The following is a 17662-nucleotide window of genomic DNA, read 5'->3' as shown; positions in this document are numbered from 1 at the left end:
GACTCAGGTGGAAATGTGAGCGATCACGAAGTCGACGTCCTGGCCATCGGCGCCGGTCCCGCCAACCTCGCGCTGGCTGTCGCGCTCGAGGAATCCGACGCGCCGCGGCTGGCCCAGCGGACCCTGCTGCTCGAGCAGCATCCCGACGTGAAATGGCAGCGCAACCTGTTGCTTCCGTGGGCGCGCAGCCAGGTGTCGTTCCTCAAAGACCTGGTGACCCTGCGCAATCCGCGCAGCCGGTTCTCCTTCCTCAACTTCCTGTTCGAGCGCAGGCGCTTGGACGAGTTCGTCAACCTGGCCACCTTCAACCCTTACCGGTGGGAGCTGTCGGACTATCAGCAGTGGGTGGCGCATTCGCTGGAGCACGTCTCGGTGCGCTACGACGCCCGGGTCACCTCGGTCGAGCCCCGCCGCACCGGCGACGGCAGGCTCGTCGGCTGGACCGTCACCCTCGCCGACGGCGACACCGTCGACTGCCGCGATCTGGTCATCGGCACCGGCCGCGACGCGCACGTTCCCGAGGTCTTCCGGAACCTGCCCGCCGACAGGGTGATTCACAGCACCCAGTACTGCACCCGGGTGGCGGAGCTGCCCGCAGGCCGCCCGATCCGGCCGGTCGTGGTGGGCGGCGCGCAGAGCGCCGCGGAGATGTTCATGGCGCTGCACACCGATCTGCCGCAGAGCGCGCCGGTCATCGTCATGCGCTCGATCGGCCTGCAGAACTACCAGACGAGCAAGTTCGTCAACGAGCTGTTCTTCCCGTCCTTCGTCGACGAGTTCTATCACTCCGAGGCCGACGTGCGCGGCCGCATCCTCGACGAGGTGCACCTGACCAACTACGCGGGCCTGGCCCCGCCGTTCCTCGACGAGATCTACGCCATGCTGTACCAGCAGCGCATGCTCGGCAAGGAGCGCTCCACCGTCCGCTCGATGACCGAGGTGGTCGGTGCGCGCATGGACGGCGACGAGGTGGTGCTCGAGCTGCGCGACCTCAAGAACGGCAAGATCGAGCCGCTGCGCTGCGACGTGGTGCTGCTCGGTACCGGCTACGAGCAGCAGATGCCCGCGCTGGTCCGCGATCTCGCGGATCGCCTCGGCCTCGACGAGGTCTCGGTGAGCCGCCGCTACCGCCTCGATCTCGGCGAATCCGCCTGGGGCGCGGTGTATCTGCAGGGCGTCAACGAACAGACGCACGGCATCTCCGACACCCTGATCAGCGTGCTCGCGCACCGCTCGCAGGACATCGTCGACGACATGCTCGACCGCCGCCACGTCACCGCGGGCGCCTTCCCGGAAAGCCGCACGGCATGATCGAGATCCGCAGCCTGAACCGGGACGGCCTGACCGAGGCCTACGGCGTCGCCTCCGAACGCCTGCTGCCGTGGCCCGGGCTCAACGCGCCGTTCGAGGGCGCGTGGTGCGTGCTGCGCCCCGGCGACGTCTCCACCGCGCACGCCCACCACGAGTACGAGCTGTTCATCGCGCTGACGGGCCGCGCGGTCCTCGACGTGGACGGCGAGCAGCGCGAATTCGTGGCGGGCGATCTGGCCCACCTGATTCCCGGCACGACCCATCACGTGCGCAATGCCGGGACCACCGATTTCGAGTGGTACGCGCTCTGGTGGGACACCGACATGTCGGCCGAATTCGCGCGCAGGCACGAAGCCGGATCGTCGCAGGAGACGAATCCGGCTGGGCAGCAGGAAGATTCGGTGACGTCGTGAACGGGCCCACCCTCATCATCTCCCCCGCGCCGACCGCCAACGGCGATCTGCACCTCGGGCACATCGCAGGCCCCTTCCTCGCCGCCGACGTCTACACCCGCTACGCCAGGGCGACCGGACGGGAGGTGCTGTTCGGCACCGGTGTGCAGGACACCTCCACCTACGTCACCACCACCGCGCACCGGCTCGGCCTCGAGCCGCAGGCGCTCGTCGAGCGTGCCGCCAAGGAGGTCGAGGCGACGCTGGCGGCGCTGGGCATCGCCGTCGACGCCTTCACCGGGTGGGAGCGGCGCTTCACCTCGTACGTCACGCGGGTCGTCACGGAACTGCGCGCCAAAGGCGCACTGCGCGTGCGGCCGATGCCGTTCCCGTACGCGCCGAGGACCGGCGAGTACCTGGTGGACGGGCACGTCGCCGGCGCTTGCCCGGTCTGCCTGACCGACAGCTGCGCGGGACTGTGCGAGAGCTGCGGGCACGCGGTGACCGCGGGCGAGCTGCTCGATCCGCGGTCGACGAGGAACCCCGGCGAGCCGCTGGAGATCCGCGAGGTCGAGGTGCTCGTCCTCCCGCTGGAGGACTATCGGGAGCGGCTGCGCGCCCACTTCGCCCAGGCCGCCGGACTGCTGCGCCCGCACGCGGCGCAGGTGGTGGCCGAGCTGCTGGACCGGCCGATGCCGGACTTCCCGGTCACATACCCGGTCTCCTGGGGTATCCCGGCTCCGGATGTGCCGGGACAGGTGGTGAATCCGAACGCCGAGCCGGTCGCGTGGACGATGTACTGCACCATGCTGGCCGCCGAAAACCGTGGCCTGGAACCGGGTTCGGAGGACGCGCTGTGGCGTCCCGAGGCCGCGGCGGAGATCGTCTACTTCCTCGGCATCGACAACATCCACCCGTTCGGGATCTCCGGGCTGGCGATGCTGCTTGCCCTCGGCGACTACGCGCTGCCGAAACTGTTCCTCACCAACGAGTTCTACGAGCTGCGTCACGAGAAGTTCTCGACAAGCCGGGGACACCTGGTGTGGGGCCGCGATCTGGCGGCGCAGGCGCCGCGCGATCTGATCCGCTTCCACCTCGCGGGCAACAGCCCGGAATTCCAGCGGACCAGCTTCAGCCACGACGAACTGGTGGCGCTCACCAAGACCCGGCTCGTCGAGCCGTGGAACCGGGTGGCCGCCAAGGCCGACGACTGGGTGTGGCGCGGCGGTTTGCCGGTCTCGGATCGGGGCAGGTCCGACGCGCTGCGCATGGTCGAGCGGTTCCGCGCGGCCTACGAGCTGCCCGGGTTCAGCCTGAACCGGGTCGCCGAAACGCTGACCCAGCAGCTCGCCCGGCTGGACCGCGCGCCGGTCATCGACGGCGGGGACTTCTGCCACCAGGCCGACATACTGGTGCGTTGCGCTGCGCCGCTGCTCGTCGATCTGGCCGAGGCGGCGCTGGCGGGCTCGGACATGCTGCCGGGAACCGATCTGCGAGAAGTGGCCCGGCGCAGCGTCATCGAACCGGTCCGGCTGCCTCGCCTGTCAGCGGTGAGGGCCTGACATGACCGACGTCGTCATCGCGGGCGCCGGTGTCACCGGCCTGATCGCGGCCGTGCGCTGCGCGCGGGCCGGGCACCGGGTCACGGTGGTGGATCGGGGCCCGATCCCGAACCCGGCGTCGAGTTCGTTCGATCACCACCGGGCCGTGCGGGCGCTGAGCCCCGGCGACCCGGGCGCCACCGCCGCCGCGGCGGCGCTGCACCGGCGCTGGCTGCGGCTGCAAGCGCTGCTTGGCGGCCACTTCTACCGGCGTATCGGCGTGGTCACCGGCTGGCCCGCCGCCTCGATCGACGCCGTGGTGGACGTGGCCCACCGCGGCGGACTTCCCGTGACCGTGGTGGAGCCGAAGGCGCTGCCGCACATCGTATTTCCCGCGGGTCACTGGGGGCTGCTGGAGGCCGATGCCGGTGTGCTGCTCGCCGAACGGGTGCTGCACGCCGCCGCCCGCTGGCTGCGCGCGCACCCCGCGGTTACCTTGCTGCCTTGGCGGCAGGTGGTCGACGTGGACACCGACGCCGCCCGGCTCCGGTTGCGCGACGGCACCCGGCTCACCGGTGATCTGGTGCTGCTGGCGACCGGGGCGTGGACGGGCGAACTCGTCGACGTGCCGACGGTGCTGCACCGGCAGACCACCGTCTACCTGCGACCGCCCGCGGATCTGGCCGCGTGGTGGGAGCAGGCGCCCAGCGCCGGGCGGATCGGCGCGGACGGCACCGGCTGGCTCATGCCGCCCGGGGCGGGCACCCTGCTCAAGCTCAGCTCCTCGCGGCTGTGCCGCATCGTCGAGAACCTCGGCGAGGACGCCGAAAGCCTCGGTGCGGCAACGGACTACGTGACTCGAGTGCTCACCGACGCGCACCGGTACCGGATCGCCGCGGTCAAGCAGTGCCACTACACCGTCGACGCCGCGACCGGCGGCGCCACCCTCGCCCGGCCGGGACCCGCGGTCGTGGCCCGCGCCGCCACCGGCGGCGACGGGTTCCGCACCGCCCCGCTGGTCGCCGACCACCTCGTAGAGCTTGCGGCCGCCCGACCGGCCGCCTGATGCGCAAAGGAACAACCATGACCCCCACCAACGACGTACTGCTGGTGATCGGCAGCGGACTGCGCCTCTACCGGGAATACCTGGTGCGCTCGGTCACGGCGCGGGCCCGCTCCCGCGGCCTGGACCTGGTGCTGCTCAACAACATCGAACCCACCTGGCAGCACGCCTATTTCGACGAGATCGTGGTCGCCAACGTCTTCGATCACGCCCTCCTGGCCGCCGAGGCGCGCAAGGTCGCCGCCCGCAGACGGGTGGTCGGCGTGCTGTGCTGGGACGAGCCGCTGGTCCAGCCCGCCGCCGACATGGCCGACGAGTTCGGTGTGCCCGGGCTCACCGCCACCGGGGTGCGCGGCTGCCGCGACAAGAACCGGACCCGCTCGGTGCTCACCAACGCCGGCCTCGTCCAGCCCCGTTTCGAGCTCACCGGCACGCTCGAGCAGGCGCGGGCGGCCGCCGACCGCATCGGCTATCCGGTAGTGGTGAAGCCGCAGGCGCTCGGCGCGAGCATGGGCGTGGTGCTGGCCGCCGACCGCACCGAACTCGACGCCGCCTTCGCCACCGCCACCGGCGCGAGCACCATCGGCGACGAGCCGTTCCGCGGCACCGCGATCGTGGAGGAGTTCGCGGTCGGACCGGAGATCAGCATCGACGCCGCCGTCTACAAGGGCGAGTACCTGCCGATGTTCCTGGCGCGCAAGCGAACCGGGTTGGAGCCCTACTTCGAGGAGCTCGGTCACCTCGTCGACGCGGCCGACCCGCTGCTGGACGACGAGACCCTGATCGGCACGCTGGCCGCCGCGCACCGCGAACTCGGGGTGGAGAACGGCATCACGCACTCGGAGGTGCGATTGACCGCGCGCGGCCCGCTCATCATCGAGGTCAACGGCCGCCTCGGCGGCGACCTGATCCCATTCCTCGGCAAGATCGCCACCGGCATCGACCCCGGCGAGGTGCTGGTCGACGTCGCCACCGGCCACCGGCCCTCGACCGGCCCGACCCGCAAGGCCGCGGCGGGCATTCGGTTCGGCTACCCCGAACGCGACACCCTGGTGCGCTCGGTGACGGTGCCCGAGCACGCGCCCGGTCTCGTCACCGCCGCCGCGATGGTGGAGCCCGGCGCCGAGCTGCGGCTGCCGCCCGGCGGCTACATCGCCCGGCATTCGTTCGTCGTGTGCGAGGCCGCCGACGCCCCGCGCTGCACCGAATTGCTCAAGGCGGCAAGCGCTTCGGTCGAACTGGTCGGCGATCCGCTGGAACCGCTCGCGCCCGGCTCCGCGTTCACCCTGCCCGCCGGACTCCTGGACGCCGACAAATGATCGATTACGACGGCCGCCGGTTCCGTAACCCGGACAGCGACGACGGGGTCGTCGCGCGGTACCACCAGCGCGGCGATCTGGTGTGGGCGGTCTTCGCGGGCGGCAAGGTGCGCCGCGGCGCGCTCAACGGCCTGTGCGACGCCGATGGGGTGCTGCACCTGGCCTACACGATGGTGCTGCACGGCGGCGATATCGTTTCGGGCTTCACGCGTTCGGAGCCCGAACCCTCCGACGGCGGCCCGCTGCGGCTGCGCGAGGAATGGGAACGCTACGGGGCCAACCCGAGCAGCGGGATCTCCTACCTGGAGGAGATCCGATGAACCGGCTGCTGCGAAGGTTCGGGGCGCGACCGTGGGATGAGTCCGCCCGCGTCGAGGAAGACCGGGCGTCGGCATTGCCTGGCAACACGATCGACGAGAGCCCCGCCTCGGTATGGCGGGCTGCGATGGATCAGGCGGAACGAACCACGGCCCATACGGCTCGACGAGTCACTCTGTCCGGCAATGGAATCGATGACGCGGATCGGTCGGCTGCGGCGAGCCGCGGGTCCGGTCGTCGCTGGGCGGCGATCGGACGCGGTACGCCGGACTTCGCCGCCTTCGACGGTTACGGCCGCGCGACCTCGGCAGAGGTAGGCCGATGATCGCGAGTCTGGATCACCTCGGCGCGGGGACGGTGCGCTACCCCGGCGACGACGGCTTCGGGGCGGCCAGCGTCCCGTTCAACAAGCGCTACGCCGACATCCAGCCCAGCGCGGTGCTATCGGTGCGCGACACAGCCGACGTGGCGCGCGCCATTCGCTGGGCGCGCGAGGAAGACGTGCCGCTGGTGGCGCGCGGCGGCGGGCACAGCTACGCGGGTCATTCGGTCGGCACCGGGCTGGTGCTCGACCTGCGTGGCCTGGGCGACGTGCGGGTCGACGCGGCGAACGGGCTGGTGACCGTCGGCGGCGGCGCCACCAACGGTGCGGTGTACGCCGCGTTGCAGCAGCACGATCTTGCTGTGCCGCTGGGCAATTCGAATCAGGTCGGCATCGGCGGGCTGGTGCTCGGCGGCGGCGTGGCCGCGGTGTCGCGCGCGTTCGGGCTCACCGCGGACGCGTTGGTGGAGACCGAGATCGTGCTGGCCGACGGCACCACGCTGCGCTGCAACGCGCGCGAGAACGCCGACCTGTTCTGGGCCTGCCGCGGTGGCGGCGGCGGAAACCTCGGGGTGAACACGTCGTTCACGTTCCAGGCCCGCCCCATCGTCCTCAGCTCGACCTGCCTGCTGCTGTGGGAGTGGAGCGACGCGCGGCGCGTGCTCGCGGTCATGCAGGAGATCATGGCGGCCGCGCCCGACGAGTTCGCGGCGCGCATCGGCGCGAGCCGCGCGGGCGACGCATCCGGCGTGGTCTCGGTGATCGGCCAACACCTCGGTCCCGCATCGGAATTGCGCGAACTGCTCGAACCCGCGCTCGCGACCGCCACGCCGCACCGGGTGGACATCGCCGATCGCGACTACTGGCAGGCCAAGGACTTCCTGCACCACGAGACCTCCGGCGACCCCTTCGCGGTGCGCACCAGGTGCACGCCGAAACCGCTGACCGAGGCCGGAATCGACGTCGTGATCGATGCCGTCGATCACTGGCCGGGCAGCGCCAATCCCGACGGCGCCGGGGTCGCGCTGTTCACCTGGGGCGGCGCGATCAACCGAATCCCCGTCGGCGACACCGCCTTCCCGCACCGCGACACGCTGTTCCTCGTTTCCATGGACACCTCGTGGAGCGACACCGATTCGGCGCAGACGGTGTGGTGCAACCTCGAATGGCTCGACGGCCTCTACGAGGAGATGGGCCGATACGCCACCGACGCCGCGTACGTGAACTTCACCGACCCCGCCCTCACCGACCTGTCCGCCTACTACGGACCGAACCACCCCCGCCTGGCGCGGCTGAAGCACCGGTACGACCCGGACGGCTTCTTCCGTTTCCCCCAGGCGATCACCCCGCTCAGCAAGGAGATCCGAGGATGACCCTCGTCGACGAACCCCGCACCTCACCGCTCGGCTCCGGCGCCGAGATCCTGGCCCGCGCCCAGGCGCTGGCGCCGCAGCTGCGCGAGCGCGCCGAGGAGATCGAGGCCGCCCGCCGCCTGCCCGGCGATATCGTCGAGCTGCTGCGCGACGCGGGCGTCTTCCGTATGGCGTTCGCCCGCGACTGGGGCGGGCCCGAACTCACCTCGATCGAGCAGACCGAGGTGGTCGAGGCGCTGGCCTACGGCGACGCCTCGGTCGGCTGGTGCGCCATGATCGGCTCCGACACCGGCCTCTACGCCCGGTTCCTGGACGAGACGGTCGCCAAGGAGATGTTCCCGAGCCTGGACATGGTGACCGCGGGCCTGCTGTTCCCGACCGGCCGCGCCGAGCGCGTCCCCGGCGGGTTCCGGCTCAGCGGCCGCTGGCAGTTCGGCAGCGGCATCACCCACGCCGACTGGGTGGTGTCCGGCGCGTTCGTCGTTCGCGACGGCGAGCCCGAACGCGACGCCTCGGGCGCACCGGATTCGCGGCTGTTCATGGTGCCGCGCGCGCAGGTGGAGATCGTCGACACCTGGCACACCACGGGCCTGGCGGGCAGCGGCAGCTGCGACTACCGCATCGCCGAGGTGTTCGTTCCCGAGGAGCACACGCTCGAGTTCGCTTCCGTGCGACACGGTTTCGGGCCGCTCGGCCAGCCCGAGGTGCACATGCGCAACATGCCCGCCGTTCCGTTGGGCGTCGCGCGCGCCGCGCTCGACTACGCGCGCGCCGAATCCGCCGCCAAGGCCGACGATTACCGCGTCCAGGTGACCATCGCCGAATGCGAGGCCGACCTGCACGCCGCCCGTTCCGGCGTCTACGCGGCGCTGCGGCGCCAGTGGGAAATCCTCGGCGCGGGAGGCACACTCGATGAGTTCACTCCGACCGAGCGCGCCGCACTGCCCCTCTCCCGCCTGCACGCCTTCCGCACCGCCCGCACCATCGTCGGCCGCCTCTACGACCTGCGTCAGACGGCCTCCATCTACCGGCCGTCGCCGCTGGATCGCTGGTTGCGCGACACCAACACCATGTGCCAGCACATCGTCGCCCAGGACCGCATCCTGCAGTCCGCGGGCGCGTACCTGATGGGCGGCACGCCGTCGTTCAAGCTGTGCCTCGGCCTGGTGAGCTGAGCGCCGGTCGACGAAGTGCCGGTTCACTCCGAAGGGCGGCGGACGAGGATTTCGAGGCGGACGAAGGTCTGGTCGTAGGTGCCGTCCGAGCGGAGCAGGTCGTCGGTGGCCGCGACGAGCTCGTCGACCAGGTGATGGGTGTCGGGGCCATCGACCTGGCGGGTGAGGGAAACGGACGCCGTCGTGCGCACCATGTCGGCGAGCTGGGCGCGGGTGAACGGGCGCAGCTGGGCGACCGTGCGCACGCCGTCGGCCGGAATGTCGAACCCCGTGGTCCGGAGCATGTCGAACACGGTTCCGGCGTCCGGAAACGGCGCGGGCGGCCGCAGCTCGTTGGCGACCGCGATGCGCTCGAGCAGCGCCATCAGGCCCGCCGTGTTCCCCGCGCCGCCGGATTCGGAGTGGAACCAGCCGCCCGGTCGCAGCGTCCGGTACACCGCGGCGAACACCGCGGGATACTCCGCGACCGCGAGCCAGTGCAGCATCGACCGGCTCACCACCAGATCGGCGACGCCCGGCTCGAGATGCCGATCGAACTCGGTGGCCGAGGCGCGCACGAACTCGAGGTTCGGCGCCGAGAACCGGTCCGCTGCCGCGAGCATGGACGGATCGTCGTCCACCCCGATCACGCGGCCGCGTGGCACCGACTCGGCGAGAACGGCGGTGAACTCACCACTACCGCATCCGAGGTCGACGACGGTGTCCTCCGGCTCGGGCCGGATCCGCGTCAGGAACCATTCGTCCACCGCGCGGTGATGCGCGGAAGTCTCCGTGTACTCCGCGCCGAGCCACCGGGATTGTCGCTCGCCCGCCATCCACCGATCCTACGACCGCCGTCTCGGCTCGGACCACTGCCGCTCGTCCCGGCCGCGATCGGGCGCCTTCGCTCGCTGTAGATCGCTCGCCCGGCGAAGACGCCTCGGCTCCGGCCGACGGCGCCCGTCCCCGCGGCGGTTTGCCGCGCTCCGACGTCGGTTCGACAGGCAGAAAGTGCCACCTTCCACCAGCGTCACCGACCCGCCTCCCTCGCTACCGCCGCCCCGTCCGGCGATGGCGCCACGACCGGCCTGCGGATCAGGGATCAGCGCTTCGATTCGCAGGCGATGCCGTCGCGGTCGCGGTCCAGGTGCTCGGCGTAGCCCGGTTCGCCCTCGTGCAGGGGGGCCTTGCCCGCGGCGCGGACCTCGGCGCAGTTCTTGTAGTACGGCTCCGACTGGGCCGTTCCCGCGGCGGCGGAGCCCAGCGCGACCAGGGCCGCGGCGGCGAAGAACGTGGTGGCGAGGCGTCGGGCGAACTGCACCGGGTCGACCCCCTTCATTACGGGGCGCCGCGGAAGCGTCTGCCCGACAGTACTTTTCATCCCGAATCGGACGACCCGGACATATTGCCAGGCGGAAGCGCCTGCGCGCAAGGCGCGCACGTCAGACCACCGGATCCGGCTCCGGCGCCTCGTCGCCGGCGATTCTGTCGGCGTCGACCAGCCCGTCCTCGGTGAGTTCGAGCCGCCGGGTGACCCCGATGTCGTCGAGGAAACGCGGGTCGTGGCTGACCACGATCAGCGCGCCCTCGAATCCGGCCAGCGCCTGGGTCAGGTGGTGCAGGCTGGGCAGATCGAGGTTGTTGGTCGGCTCGTCGAGCAGCAGCAGACGCGGCGCCGGGTCGGCCAGCAGGAGCATGGCGAGGGCGGCCCGCAACCGCTCACCGCCCGACAGCGCGCCCGCCGCGACGTCGGCGTCGCCGCCGCGAAACAGAAAGCGCGCCAAGCGGGAACGGACCTGCAGCGGCGTCGCGTGCGGCGCGGCGGCGGACACGTTCTCGAACACCGAGCGGCTCTCGTCGAACAGGTCGAGCCGTTGCGGCAGCATCCGCCACGCCACCGTGGGCGGTGCGTCCGCGATCCGGCGCAGCAGCGTCGATTTGCCGATCCCGTTGCGTCCGGTGAGCGCGATCCGCTCGGGCCCCGACACCCGCAGCGTCACCGTCGGCCCGCAGGCCAGCGTCACCTCGTCCAGCGCGAGCACCTCCTGCCCCGGGTAGAGCCGGGTGCCGGGCAGGTCGATGCGGATCTCCTTGTCGTCGCGGACCAGTTCCTCCGCCTGCTGGAGCTGTTCCTTGGCGGTGTCCAGCCGCTCGATGTGGGTGTTGCGCAGCTTGCCCGCCGACACCTGCGCCGCGCGCTTGCGCGCCCCGACCAGGATCTTCGGCATGTTGTCGGCCTGCTTCTTGCCGTAGCGCTGCCTGCGGTCGAGTTTGATGCGCGTCTCCGCCAGTTCCTGCGCCTGCCTGCGCACATCGTTGCGTGCGTCGCGCACCGCGGACCGCGCCGCCTGCTGTTCGGCCTCGACGACGCGCTCGTAGTCGCTGTAGTTCCCGCCGAACAGCCGCAGCTCGCCGGTCCGCAGCTCCGCGATGGCGGTCATCCGCTCGAGCAGTTCGCGATCGTGGCTGACCGTGAGCACCGTCCCGGAGAACTGCCCGATCACCTCGTAGAGGCGTTCGCGCGCAACGTGATCCAAGTTGTTGGTCGGCTCGTCGAGCAACAGGACGTCCGGTTCGGCGAGCAGTTCGGCCACCAGCCCGAGCAGGACGGTCTCGCCGCCGGACAGCGTGTCCAGGCGGCGGTCCAGCCCCTCGGCCGAATCCGCCACGTAGTGCAGACCGAGCCTGCCCAATAGCGCGACGGCCCGCTCCTCGACATCCCATGCGGCGCCGACGGTCTCGAAATCGCGCTCGTCGCCCGCACCGGATTCGATGCGGTGCAAGGCCTTTCGCACCGCATCGATGCCGAGCACGGCGTCGACCCGCTGACCGTCGGCCAGCCCGAGGTCCTGGCGCAGATAGCCGAGATGCCCGGCCACCGTGGCCGATCCGCGCGCGGGCGTCAGCTCACCCGCGATCAGCCGCAGCAGGGTGGATTTCCCGGCGCCGTTGACGCCGACCAAGCCGATGTGCCCGGCCGGGAACACCGCGCCGAGGCTGTCGAACACCGGGGTGCCGTCCGGCCAGGAGAACGTGAGATCGGAAAGAGACAGAAAGGTCATGCGGAACCCCTGAGGTTGCGACGGAAACGCGGCGCGCGAACGCGGGCCGCCCGAAAGCGCTACCTCAAGAAATCAACACATGCTCCGATCGACGGGGACAAGACTCGTCCAGGTTAGACACACACGGGGCGATCGTGCCAGTGCAATTTCGCTCACAATATCGGCGGCGGCATTACCGGCCTGGTCGCGGAATCATTCGGCGGCCTCGATGAAGTCACCCACCAGCATCGTCCCCGGCCCCCGCCGCGCGCCGGGCCCCGACTGCCAGTGCACCGACTCGGCGGTGAGCGGTTCACCACATTCCTCGCACACCACCACCCCCGACGCGTGCTGCCCGCACGACCGGTGGACGGTGACCACGGGCGGGCCCTCCGTCCCCGCGCTCCACTTGTCGCCCCACGCGATCAGCGTCGCCAGCACCGGATACAGATCGCGCCCCTTGCCGGTGAGCAGATACTCCTGCCGCACCGGATTCGTTCGGTAGACCCGGGATTCGACGATGCCGTGCGCCCGCAGGGTGTCCAGCCGGGTGGATAGCACGTTCGAGGCGATGCCGAGATCGCGGCGGATGTCCTCGAAGCGGGTCATCCCGACGAACAGATCACGCAAGATCAGCGGCGTCCACCGCTCCCCCACCGCGTCCAGCGTGCGGGCGATCGAGCAGACGATCTCGGAAAGGTCAGCCTTGGCCACTGCCCCAGTCTAGTCCGTTGCAAAAAGCAAGTGACTCGATTACGTTGGCGCCCAGGCGATCGACCGATGCGACCAACAGAAGGATGCGAAGACATGTCGGACGTGGTGGACCAGTTCTGTGCGGCGACCGAGACCGCCGATATCGATGCCCTGATGGACACGCTCGCCCCGGACGCCGAGCTGCACTCACCGATCTCGGGCACCCTCGTCTTCCGCGGGCACGACGACCTGCGGATCCTGCTGACCGTGGTCTACCGAGGCATCTCCGGGCTGCGCTGGACCGCGCGTCTCGGCGACGGCGCGCGCCGGGTGCTGCTGGCCGAGGCGAAGGTCGGCCCGTTCCGGATGACCGAGGCCATGGTCCTCGACCTCGCCGAGGACGGCCGCATCCGCAGGCTCGATCCGCACCTGCGCCCCTGGCTCGCGCTGAGTTTCCTGGCGGCGAAGCTCGGCCCCGGCCTGCTGCGCTACCCGCAGGTGATGCGCCGGGCGCGGGCCGCCCACTAGCACGCCGCGGTCGCCCGATCCGGCCTTGGGCGCCGCCGGACGTAGTCCGCCCTCGATCCGCGCACGGCCGGAACGAGGGCGGAGGTACGCCTACAGCGGGCGATCGGTGGGCAGGTTGACGAAGCTGGGCGCGTCCGGATCGATGCTCAGGTACTGCGGTTTGAACTCGGTGTTGTTGAGCATCGGCCGGAACGCGAGCGCCTTCGGCGAGTTGCCCGCGAAGACGTCGATCCGCAACCGATGGCCGGGTTGGAGCACCGCCTGGGTGGGAATGACGGCGATGTCGAGCGCGACCGGTTCGCCGGGGACAACCGGCAGCATGCTGTCCAGGGTGATCGGGTTGTGCGGCGCGGTGTAGTCGCCGGAGGGCGAGCGGGCGCTTTTGGACTCGTCGACGGCGCGCATCGAGGCGGTCAGCTGGCCGGTGGTCAGTACCCGCGACGTTCCGTCGGGCGAGACGTCGTTGACGGTGACGTTCCAGTAGCCGTCGTTCGCGTCGTGCACGGTGTTGAGGTGCACGTTGATCGGCCCGGAGATCACGGTCGCCTCGGCGACCGGCGGACTGGTGAAGGTGAGCGCATTGCGTTCGGCGACCCGAGAGTCCTTGGTGCACCTGTCCACGAACGCGCTGAGGCCCGCCGAGGCCTGGGCGGTGTCGCGGGAGCAGATCGTGGTGAGACCGGGCGCGACGGTGAGCATCTGCGCGTCGGCCGGATGGGTCGCGATCAACGAGCCGTCGTGCACCACGTCGCCCGCGGTGCCGCTGGCCTGCGCCGACAGATAGACGCGACGGTGCACGACGCCGGGCTGCGGGAAGCGCTCCAAGGTGATCCAGCTGCCACCCTGCTCCCAGACCACGACCGGACCGTATCCCTCGATGCCGTTGTCGATGTCCTTGAGCCACTTGTCGAACCAGGCGCGCTGCAGTACGTCCAGCCGGGGCGGGGCGCCGGGCACACCGGTGCCCGCTCCGGGATTGGCGTGGTAGGTGTCGCCGACGACGAGCTTCTTCTGGTTTTCGGGCAGCGGTATCGCGTTGTACAGCGTGGTGGCGCTGTTGGCGAAGATGTCGTGCCAGCCGCCGTAGACGAAGGCCGGGACGTTCACCCGCTCCGGATGGCCGAGGATGCCCCGCCGGAACGGGCTGTCGGCGTCGAGCGCAGCCGCCAGTGCGGGCGGAACGTCCTCCAGCGTCGGCGTCAGCAGCGCTTGGGCGAGCAGGTCGAAGTGGGTGCCCGGATCCGACATCCGCTCGTGGAACCACTGCCAGTCGAACGTGCCTTTCAGCATCGAGGAGACGTCGGGGATCAGCTTCAGCTGGTTGACGTTGTTGAGCCACATCGGCAGGAAGGTGGTGCCGATGCCGCCGCCGGGGGCCACCACGTCACGCATCAGGTCGCTGCCCGGCTCCACCGGGAAGATCGCCTTCAACGGGGCGGGCGCGTCCTCGGCGGCCCGCAACTGGTTGATGCCCGCATAGGACCCGCCGCTCATCGCGACCTTGCCGTTGGACCAGGGCTGCACCGCGGCCCAGTCGATCACCTCACGCGTGTCGAGCTGTTCGCGCTCGCCCAGAGTCTCCCAGGCGCCCTGCGAGAAACCGGTGCCGCGGACGTCGACCACGACGAGGTTGTAGCCGCTGCGGATCAGCTTGCGATCGATGCCGAGCACGGTCTGCACGGTTCCGCCGTCCAGCGCGTGCAGCAGATCGCCGAATCCGGTGTACGGCGTGCCCGAAACGTTGGTCCGCCGCACGAGATCCAGCGTGAGCGGCTGCAGGCCCGGAATCGCCAACGCCGAATCGATGAGATTCGTCAAGAGCTTGGTGTAGGGCGTGAGATTCACGATCGTCGGCAGCGGCTGCGACTCCACCGCCCCGCCGGTCCGCGCGGGCCGGTACACATTGGCCTTGAGGACGACGCCGTCGCTCATGGCGATCGGGACGTCCCACTGGATGTTCACATCGGAGTACGGCTGCGGCCCGTCGTGCAGTTCGGTCCACCGGTCGGTGAGAGTTAGATCCGGCTGCTGCGGGGATGGGTGATACACCCCGACGGCGACCACCGCCAGCACGACCGCGACCGCGCCGATCGCGGATCTGATCATCGAGCCCGACAGCGCACGCGGCTGCAACGTCCTGGCCACCCCTACCCTCTCCATCGTCACCGATCACTCGAGAACGACAGGGACGATAGCAATCAGCTACCGGGGGATACGGGATCTACGGGCCGGTCGGCACGTCGAAACATGCCACGTCAACCGTCGCCGGCGAGATCAGAGCCGGACGATGGAGGTCAGCGGGTAGTCCCCCTGACGGCTCCGGCCCTCCAGGAAGCTCAGCTCGAGAACGACGGCGGCCGAGACGATCTCGGCGCCCGCCGCGAGGAACAGGTCCGCGGCGGCGGCCAGTGTGCCGCCGGTGGCGAGCACGTCATCGAGCAGCAGCACCCGCCGCCCCTTCAGGTCGACGCCCTCACCCGGGATCTCCAGGGCGGCGGTGCCGTACTCGAGGCTGTACTCGCGCGTGAGCACGGGCGGTGGCAGCTTGCCCGCCTTGCGAACGGCCAGGACTCCGGTGCCGAGAGTGGCGGCGACGCCCGCGCCGAGCAGGAAGCCGCGCGCGTCCACCCCGGCGACCAGGTCCGCGTCCGGCGCGCAGGCGGCGAGGCAATCGATGACCGCGCGGAAGCCCTCGGGGTCGGCGAAGACGGGCGTGAGGTCGGCGAAGCGAACGCCGGGCGTCGGGAAATCGTCGCGCCAGCGGGTCAGGCGTTCGACCAGCTCGGCCGCTTTGGCGGTCCGCTCGGCAACGATCTGATCGGACTCCACCGCCGCGTGCTTACTCATCGACACCTCTCCATGATCACTCACCCACCAACACCTGTCACCGCCGCAACACCCAGCGGTCCATGTTCCAGCCGGTGCCACCCTGGGTGGGACCGGCCGCACCGTTGTGCAGACCTTCGCCGAAAGCGATCGTGCGCGGAGTGGCGAACAGGGGAATGCTCGGCATCTCCGACCACAACAGATTCTCGGCCTCGGTCAGCAGACCCAGCTGCGCGGCCGAGTTGTCGTCGGCCACAAGCTGATCGGTGATCGCATCGTAGCGGCCGTTTCCGAATCGCCCGAAATTGAGCCCGTTACCGGTGCGCAATGCGCTGGTCGCCGCCACGCCGGTCAGCGAACCGGCCGGGCCGGGCGCCGCCGCGGTGCTCGACAGAACGGCGTCGACGCGCCCCTCGGTGAGCTGGCCGGGACGGAAGTCGGGCGCGCCCGCGTCCACCACGGTGATGCCCGCGGGCCTGCACGCCTCGGCGATCATCTGCACGGTCCTGGCGCGCCGCTCGTCGGGAGCGAGATAACCGATGCGGACCGTCGGATTGGCCGCGCGCCCGGCGGCCAGCGTGGCGGTGGCCGCGGAGATGTCGGTGCCGCGGTACCGCTCGGCAGCGCCGGTCGTCGCGGGGTAGAACAGCGAATCCTGCTGCGTGAGACGGGCATTCAGCGGTCCGGCGCCGAGGCCGGTGTCCGGCACGTCGGCGGCCTTGCCCAGCGTGTCGAACAGGGCCTGGCGCGGCACGCACAGCGCGAAGGCACGGCGCGCCTCCACCGAACCGAACACGCCCGCGGTGGCGAGCACCAGTTGCTCGGCGCCGCGGCCGGGCACCGTCTTAGACGAGAAGCCGCCGAGATCGAGGTCTGCCACCGAGTTCGCGCCGACGTCGACCACGCTCACGGAGTTGTCGGAGACCTTGGCCTTCAGGTCGGCGGTCTTGTCGAACACGACGATGCGTCCGGTCTCGGCCTTGTTGCCCCACCAGCGTTCGTTGGCGATCAGCACCAAGCCGTTCTTCGGGTCGAAGGATTCGATCCGGTAGGGACCCGAGGCCGGGAACCGCGAGAGGTCGAGGCCCTCGGCGCCGAGGGTCCACCCGGTATTCCAGAAGTCGGCCAGCCGCTGCACCGCGCCGGGATCACCGGATTGCAGAGCCGACACCACATTCGGCACGCCGGCCACCCGCGCGGCCACGTGCGCGGGCATTACCTCGCCCGCGGTGAACAGGTCGCGCCACGGGACGAACCGCCGGTCCGGGCGGAACACCACGGTGGCGTCCTTGGAGCCCGGCTGGCAGTCGACCCGCTCGATATCCGCGTAGCCCGCGGTGTCGGCGGCGTCGAAGAGCGGAACGGAGCCGGGTTTGGTGAACCGCCCGCTGTGCGCGGCCCAGGTCAGCACCAGATCGTCGCAGGAGGTGGGCACCCCGTCGGAGTACACGCCGTCGGGGTTGAGCCGGTACTGGATGGTCTGGGACTCGCCGGGCACCTCCTTGGCGGTGCCGAAATCGGTGTCGGCGACCTGCTGCCCGTCGGGCCCGGTGTAGAAGAACCCGGTCAGCACCCGCTGGAACACCGCCGCCGAGCCGCTGCTCGCGCCGAGCGTGCTGCCGCCGTTGTAGCTGGCGATCACGGCATCGACGGCATAGCCGATGGAGGGAACCTGGTTCTGACCGGAGCACCCGGCCACCGAGCCGGCGGCCAGGGCGCCCACGGCGGCCGCTCCTATCAGACGCACCGCAACGCTGCGTGGCTGTCGCATGGAACGAAAC

General features: G+C 70.5%; 16 protein-coding genes. 9 read left to right on the top strand and 7 right to left on the bottom strand.

Annotated features, from left to right (window positions below; translation table 11 throughout):
* The first annotated feature begins 15 nt into the window (after window positions 1-15).
* From NL1_RS24400 to NL1_RS24365, 8 genes are all read left to right on the top strand, one after another.
* Window positions 16-1311 (top strand): lysine N(6)-hydroxylase/L-ornithine N(5)-oxygenase family protein, encoded by a 1296-nt coding sequence (locus NL1_RS24400; RefSeq protein WP_067843739.1) that lies wholly within the window; start codon window positions 16-18, stop codon window positions 1309-1311.
* On the top strand, window positions 1308-1724 hold the full coding sequence (locus NL1_RS24395; protein ID WP_218024481.1) for a cupin domain-containing protein: 417 nt from the start codon (window positions 1308-1310) through the stop codon (window positions 1722-1724). Before NL1_RS24400 ends, NL1_RS24395 begins: the two co-directional genes overlap by 4 nt.
* Window positions 1721-3265 (top strand): class I tRNA ligase family protein, encoded by a 1545-nt coding sequence (locus NL1_RS24390; RefSeq protein ID WP_067843737.1) that lies wholly within the window; start codon window positions 1721-1723, stop codon window positions 3263-3265. Before NL1_RS24395 ends, NL1_RS24390 begins: the two co-directional genes overlap by 4 nt.
* 1 nt (window position 3266) lies before the next feature.
* Entirely contained in the window at window positions 3267-4310 is a 1044-nt protein-coding gene (locus tag NL1_RS24385; RefSeq protein WP_067843735.1) for an NAD(P)/FAD-dependent oxidoreductase, read from the top strand.
* A 17-nt stretch (window positions 4311-4327) separates the two neighbouring features.
* Window positions 4328-5626, top strand: coding sequence for an ATP-grasp domain-containing protein (locus tag NL1_RS24380; protein ID WP_067843732.1), 1299 nt, complete (start codon window positions 4328-4330; stop codon window positions 5624-5626).
* Entirely contained in the window at window positions 5623-5946 is a 324-nt protein-coding gene (locus NL1_RS24375; RefSeq protein WP_067843729.1) for an avidin-fold protein, read from the top strand. Before NL1_RS24380 ends, NL1_RS24375 begins: the two co-directional genes overlap by 4 nt.
* Before the next feature lie 319 nt (window positions 5947-6265).
* The gene (locus NL1_RS24370; RefSeq protein ID WP_067843726.1) at window positions 6266-7639 is read left to right on the top strand and encodes an FAD-binding oxidoreductase; all 1374 of its coding nucleotides are present in this window, start codon (window positions 6266-6268) and stop codon (window positions 7637-7639) included.
* Window positions 7636-8814: an acyl-CoA dehydrogenase family protein gene (locus NL1_RS24365; protein WP_067843723.1), complete on the top strand. Its 1179-nt coding sequence runs from the start codon at window positions 7636-7638 to the stop codon at window positions 8812-8814. Before NL1_RS24370 ends, NL1_RS24365 begins: the two co-directional genes overlap by 4 nt.
* A gap of 23 nt (window positions 8815-8837) precedes the next feature.
* Here the strand turns inward: NL1_RS24365 and NL1_RS24360 are convergent, their stop codons facing one another.
* From NL1_RS24360 to NL1_RS24345, 4 genes are all read right to left on the bottom strand, one after another.
* Complete coding sequence (locus NL1_RS24360; RefSeq protein WP_067843720.1) at window positions 8838-9629, bottom strand: class I SAM-dependent methyltransferase; 792 nt, start codon at window positions 9627-9629, stop codon at window positions 8838-8840.
* Between the two features lie 266 nt (window positions 9630-9895).
* Complete coding sequence (locus NL1_RS24355) at window positions 9896-10132, bottom strand: excalibur calcium-binding domain-containing protein (RefSeq protein ID WP_067843718.1); 237 nt, start codon at window positions 10130-10132, stop codon at window positions 9896-9898.
* Window positions 10133-10235: 103 nt separating this feature from the next.
* A complete protein-coding gene (locus tag NL1_RS24350) occupies window positions 10236-11855 on the bottom strand; it encodes an ABC-F family ATP-binding cassette domain-containing protein (protein WP_067843716.1) in 1620 nt (539 codons plus the stop codon).
* A gap of 192 nt (window positions 11856-12047) precedes the next feature.
* Window positions 12048-12548, bottom strand: a complete 501-nt coding sequence (locus NL1_RS24345; protein ID WP_067843706.1) for a winged helix-turn-helix transcriptional regulator — start codon at window positions 12546-12548, stop codon at window positions 12048-12050.
* A gap of 93 nt (window positions 12549-12641) precedes the next feature.
* Here NL1_RS24345 and NL1_RS24340 point away from each other — a divergent pair, with 93 nt between their 5' ends.
* On the top strand, window positions 12642-13055 hold the full coding sequence (locus NL1_RS24340) for a nuclear transport factor 2 family protein (protein WP_084510911.1): 414 nt from the start codon (window positions 12642-12644) through the stop codon (window positions 13053-13055).
* A gap of 90 nt (window positions 13056-13145) precedes the next feature.
* Here the strand turns inward: NL1_RS24340 and NL1_RS24335 are convergent, their stop codons facing one another.
* From NL1_RS24335 to NL1_RS24325, 3 genes are all read right to left on the bottom strand, one after another.
* Entirely contained in the window at window positions 13146-15161 is a 2016-nt protein-coding gene (locus NL1_RS24335; RefSeq protein ID WP_067843787.1) for a CocE/NonD family hydrolase, read from the bottom strand.
* A 168-nt stretch (window positions 15162-15329) separates the two neighbouring features.
* Window positions 15330-15902 (bottom strand): adenine phosphoribosyltransferase, encoded by a 573-nt coding sequence (locus tag NL1_RS24330; protein ID WP_067843703.1) that lies wholly within the window; start codon window positions 15900-15902, stop codon window positions 15330-15332.
* A 37-nt stretch (window positions 15903-15939) separates the two neighbouring features.
* Window positions 15940-17652, bottom strand: a complete 1713-nt coding sequence (locus NL1_RS24325) for an ABC transporter substrate-binding protein (RefSeq protein ID WP_067843700.1) — start codon at window positions 17650-17652, stop codon at window positions 15940-15942.
* Window positions 17653-17662: the final 10 nt, after the last annotated feature.

It is taken from the genome of Nocardia lijiangensis NBRC 108240, assembly GCF_001613045.1.
GTDB lineage: Bacteria > Actinomycetota > Actinomycetes > Mycobacteriales > Mycobacteriaceae > Nocardia > Nocardia lijiangensis.
The sequence above is the reverse complement of the archived record's forward strand: the minus strand, read 5'-3'. Positions and strand labels throughout refer to the sequence as shown.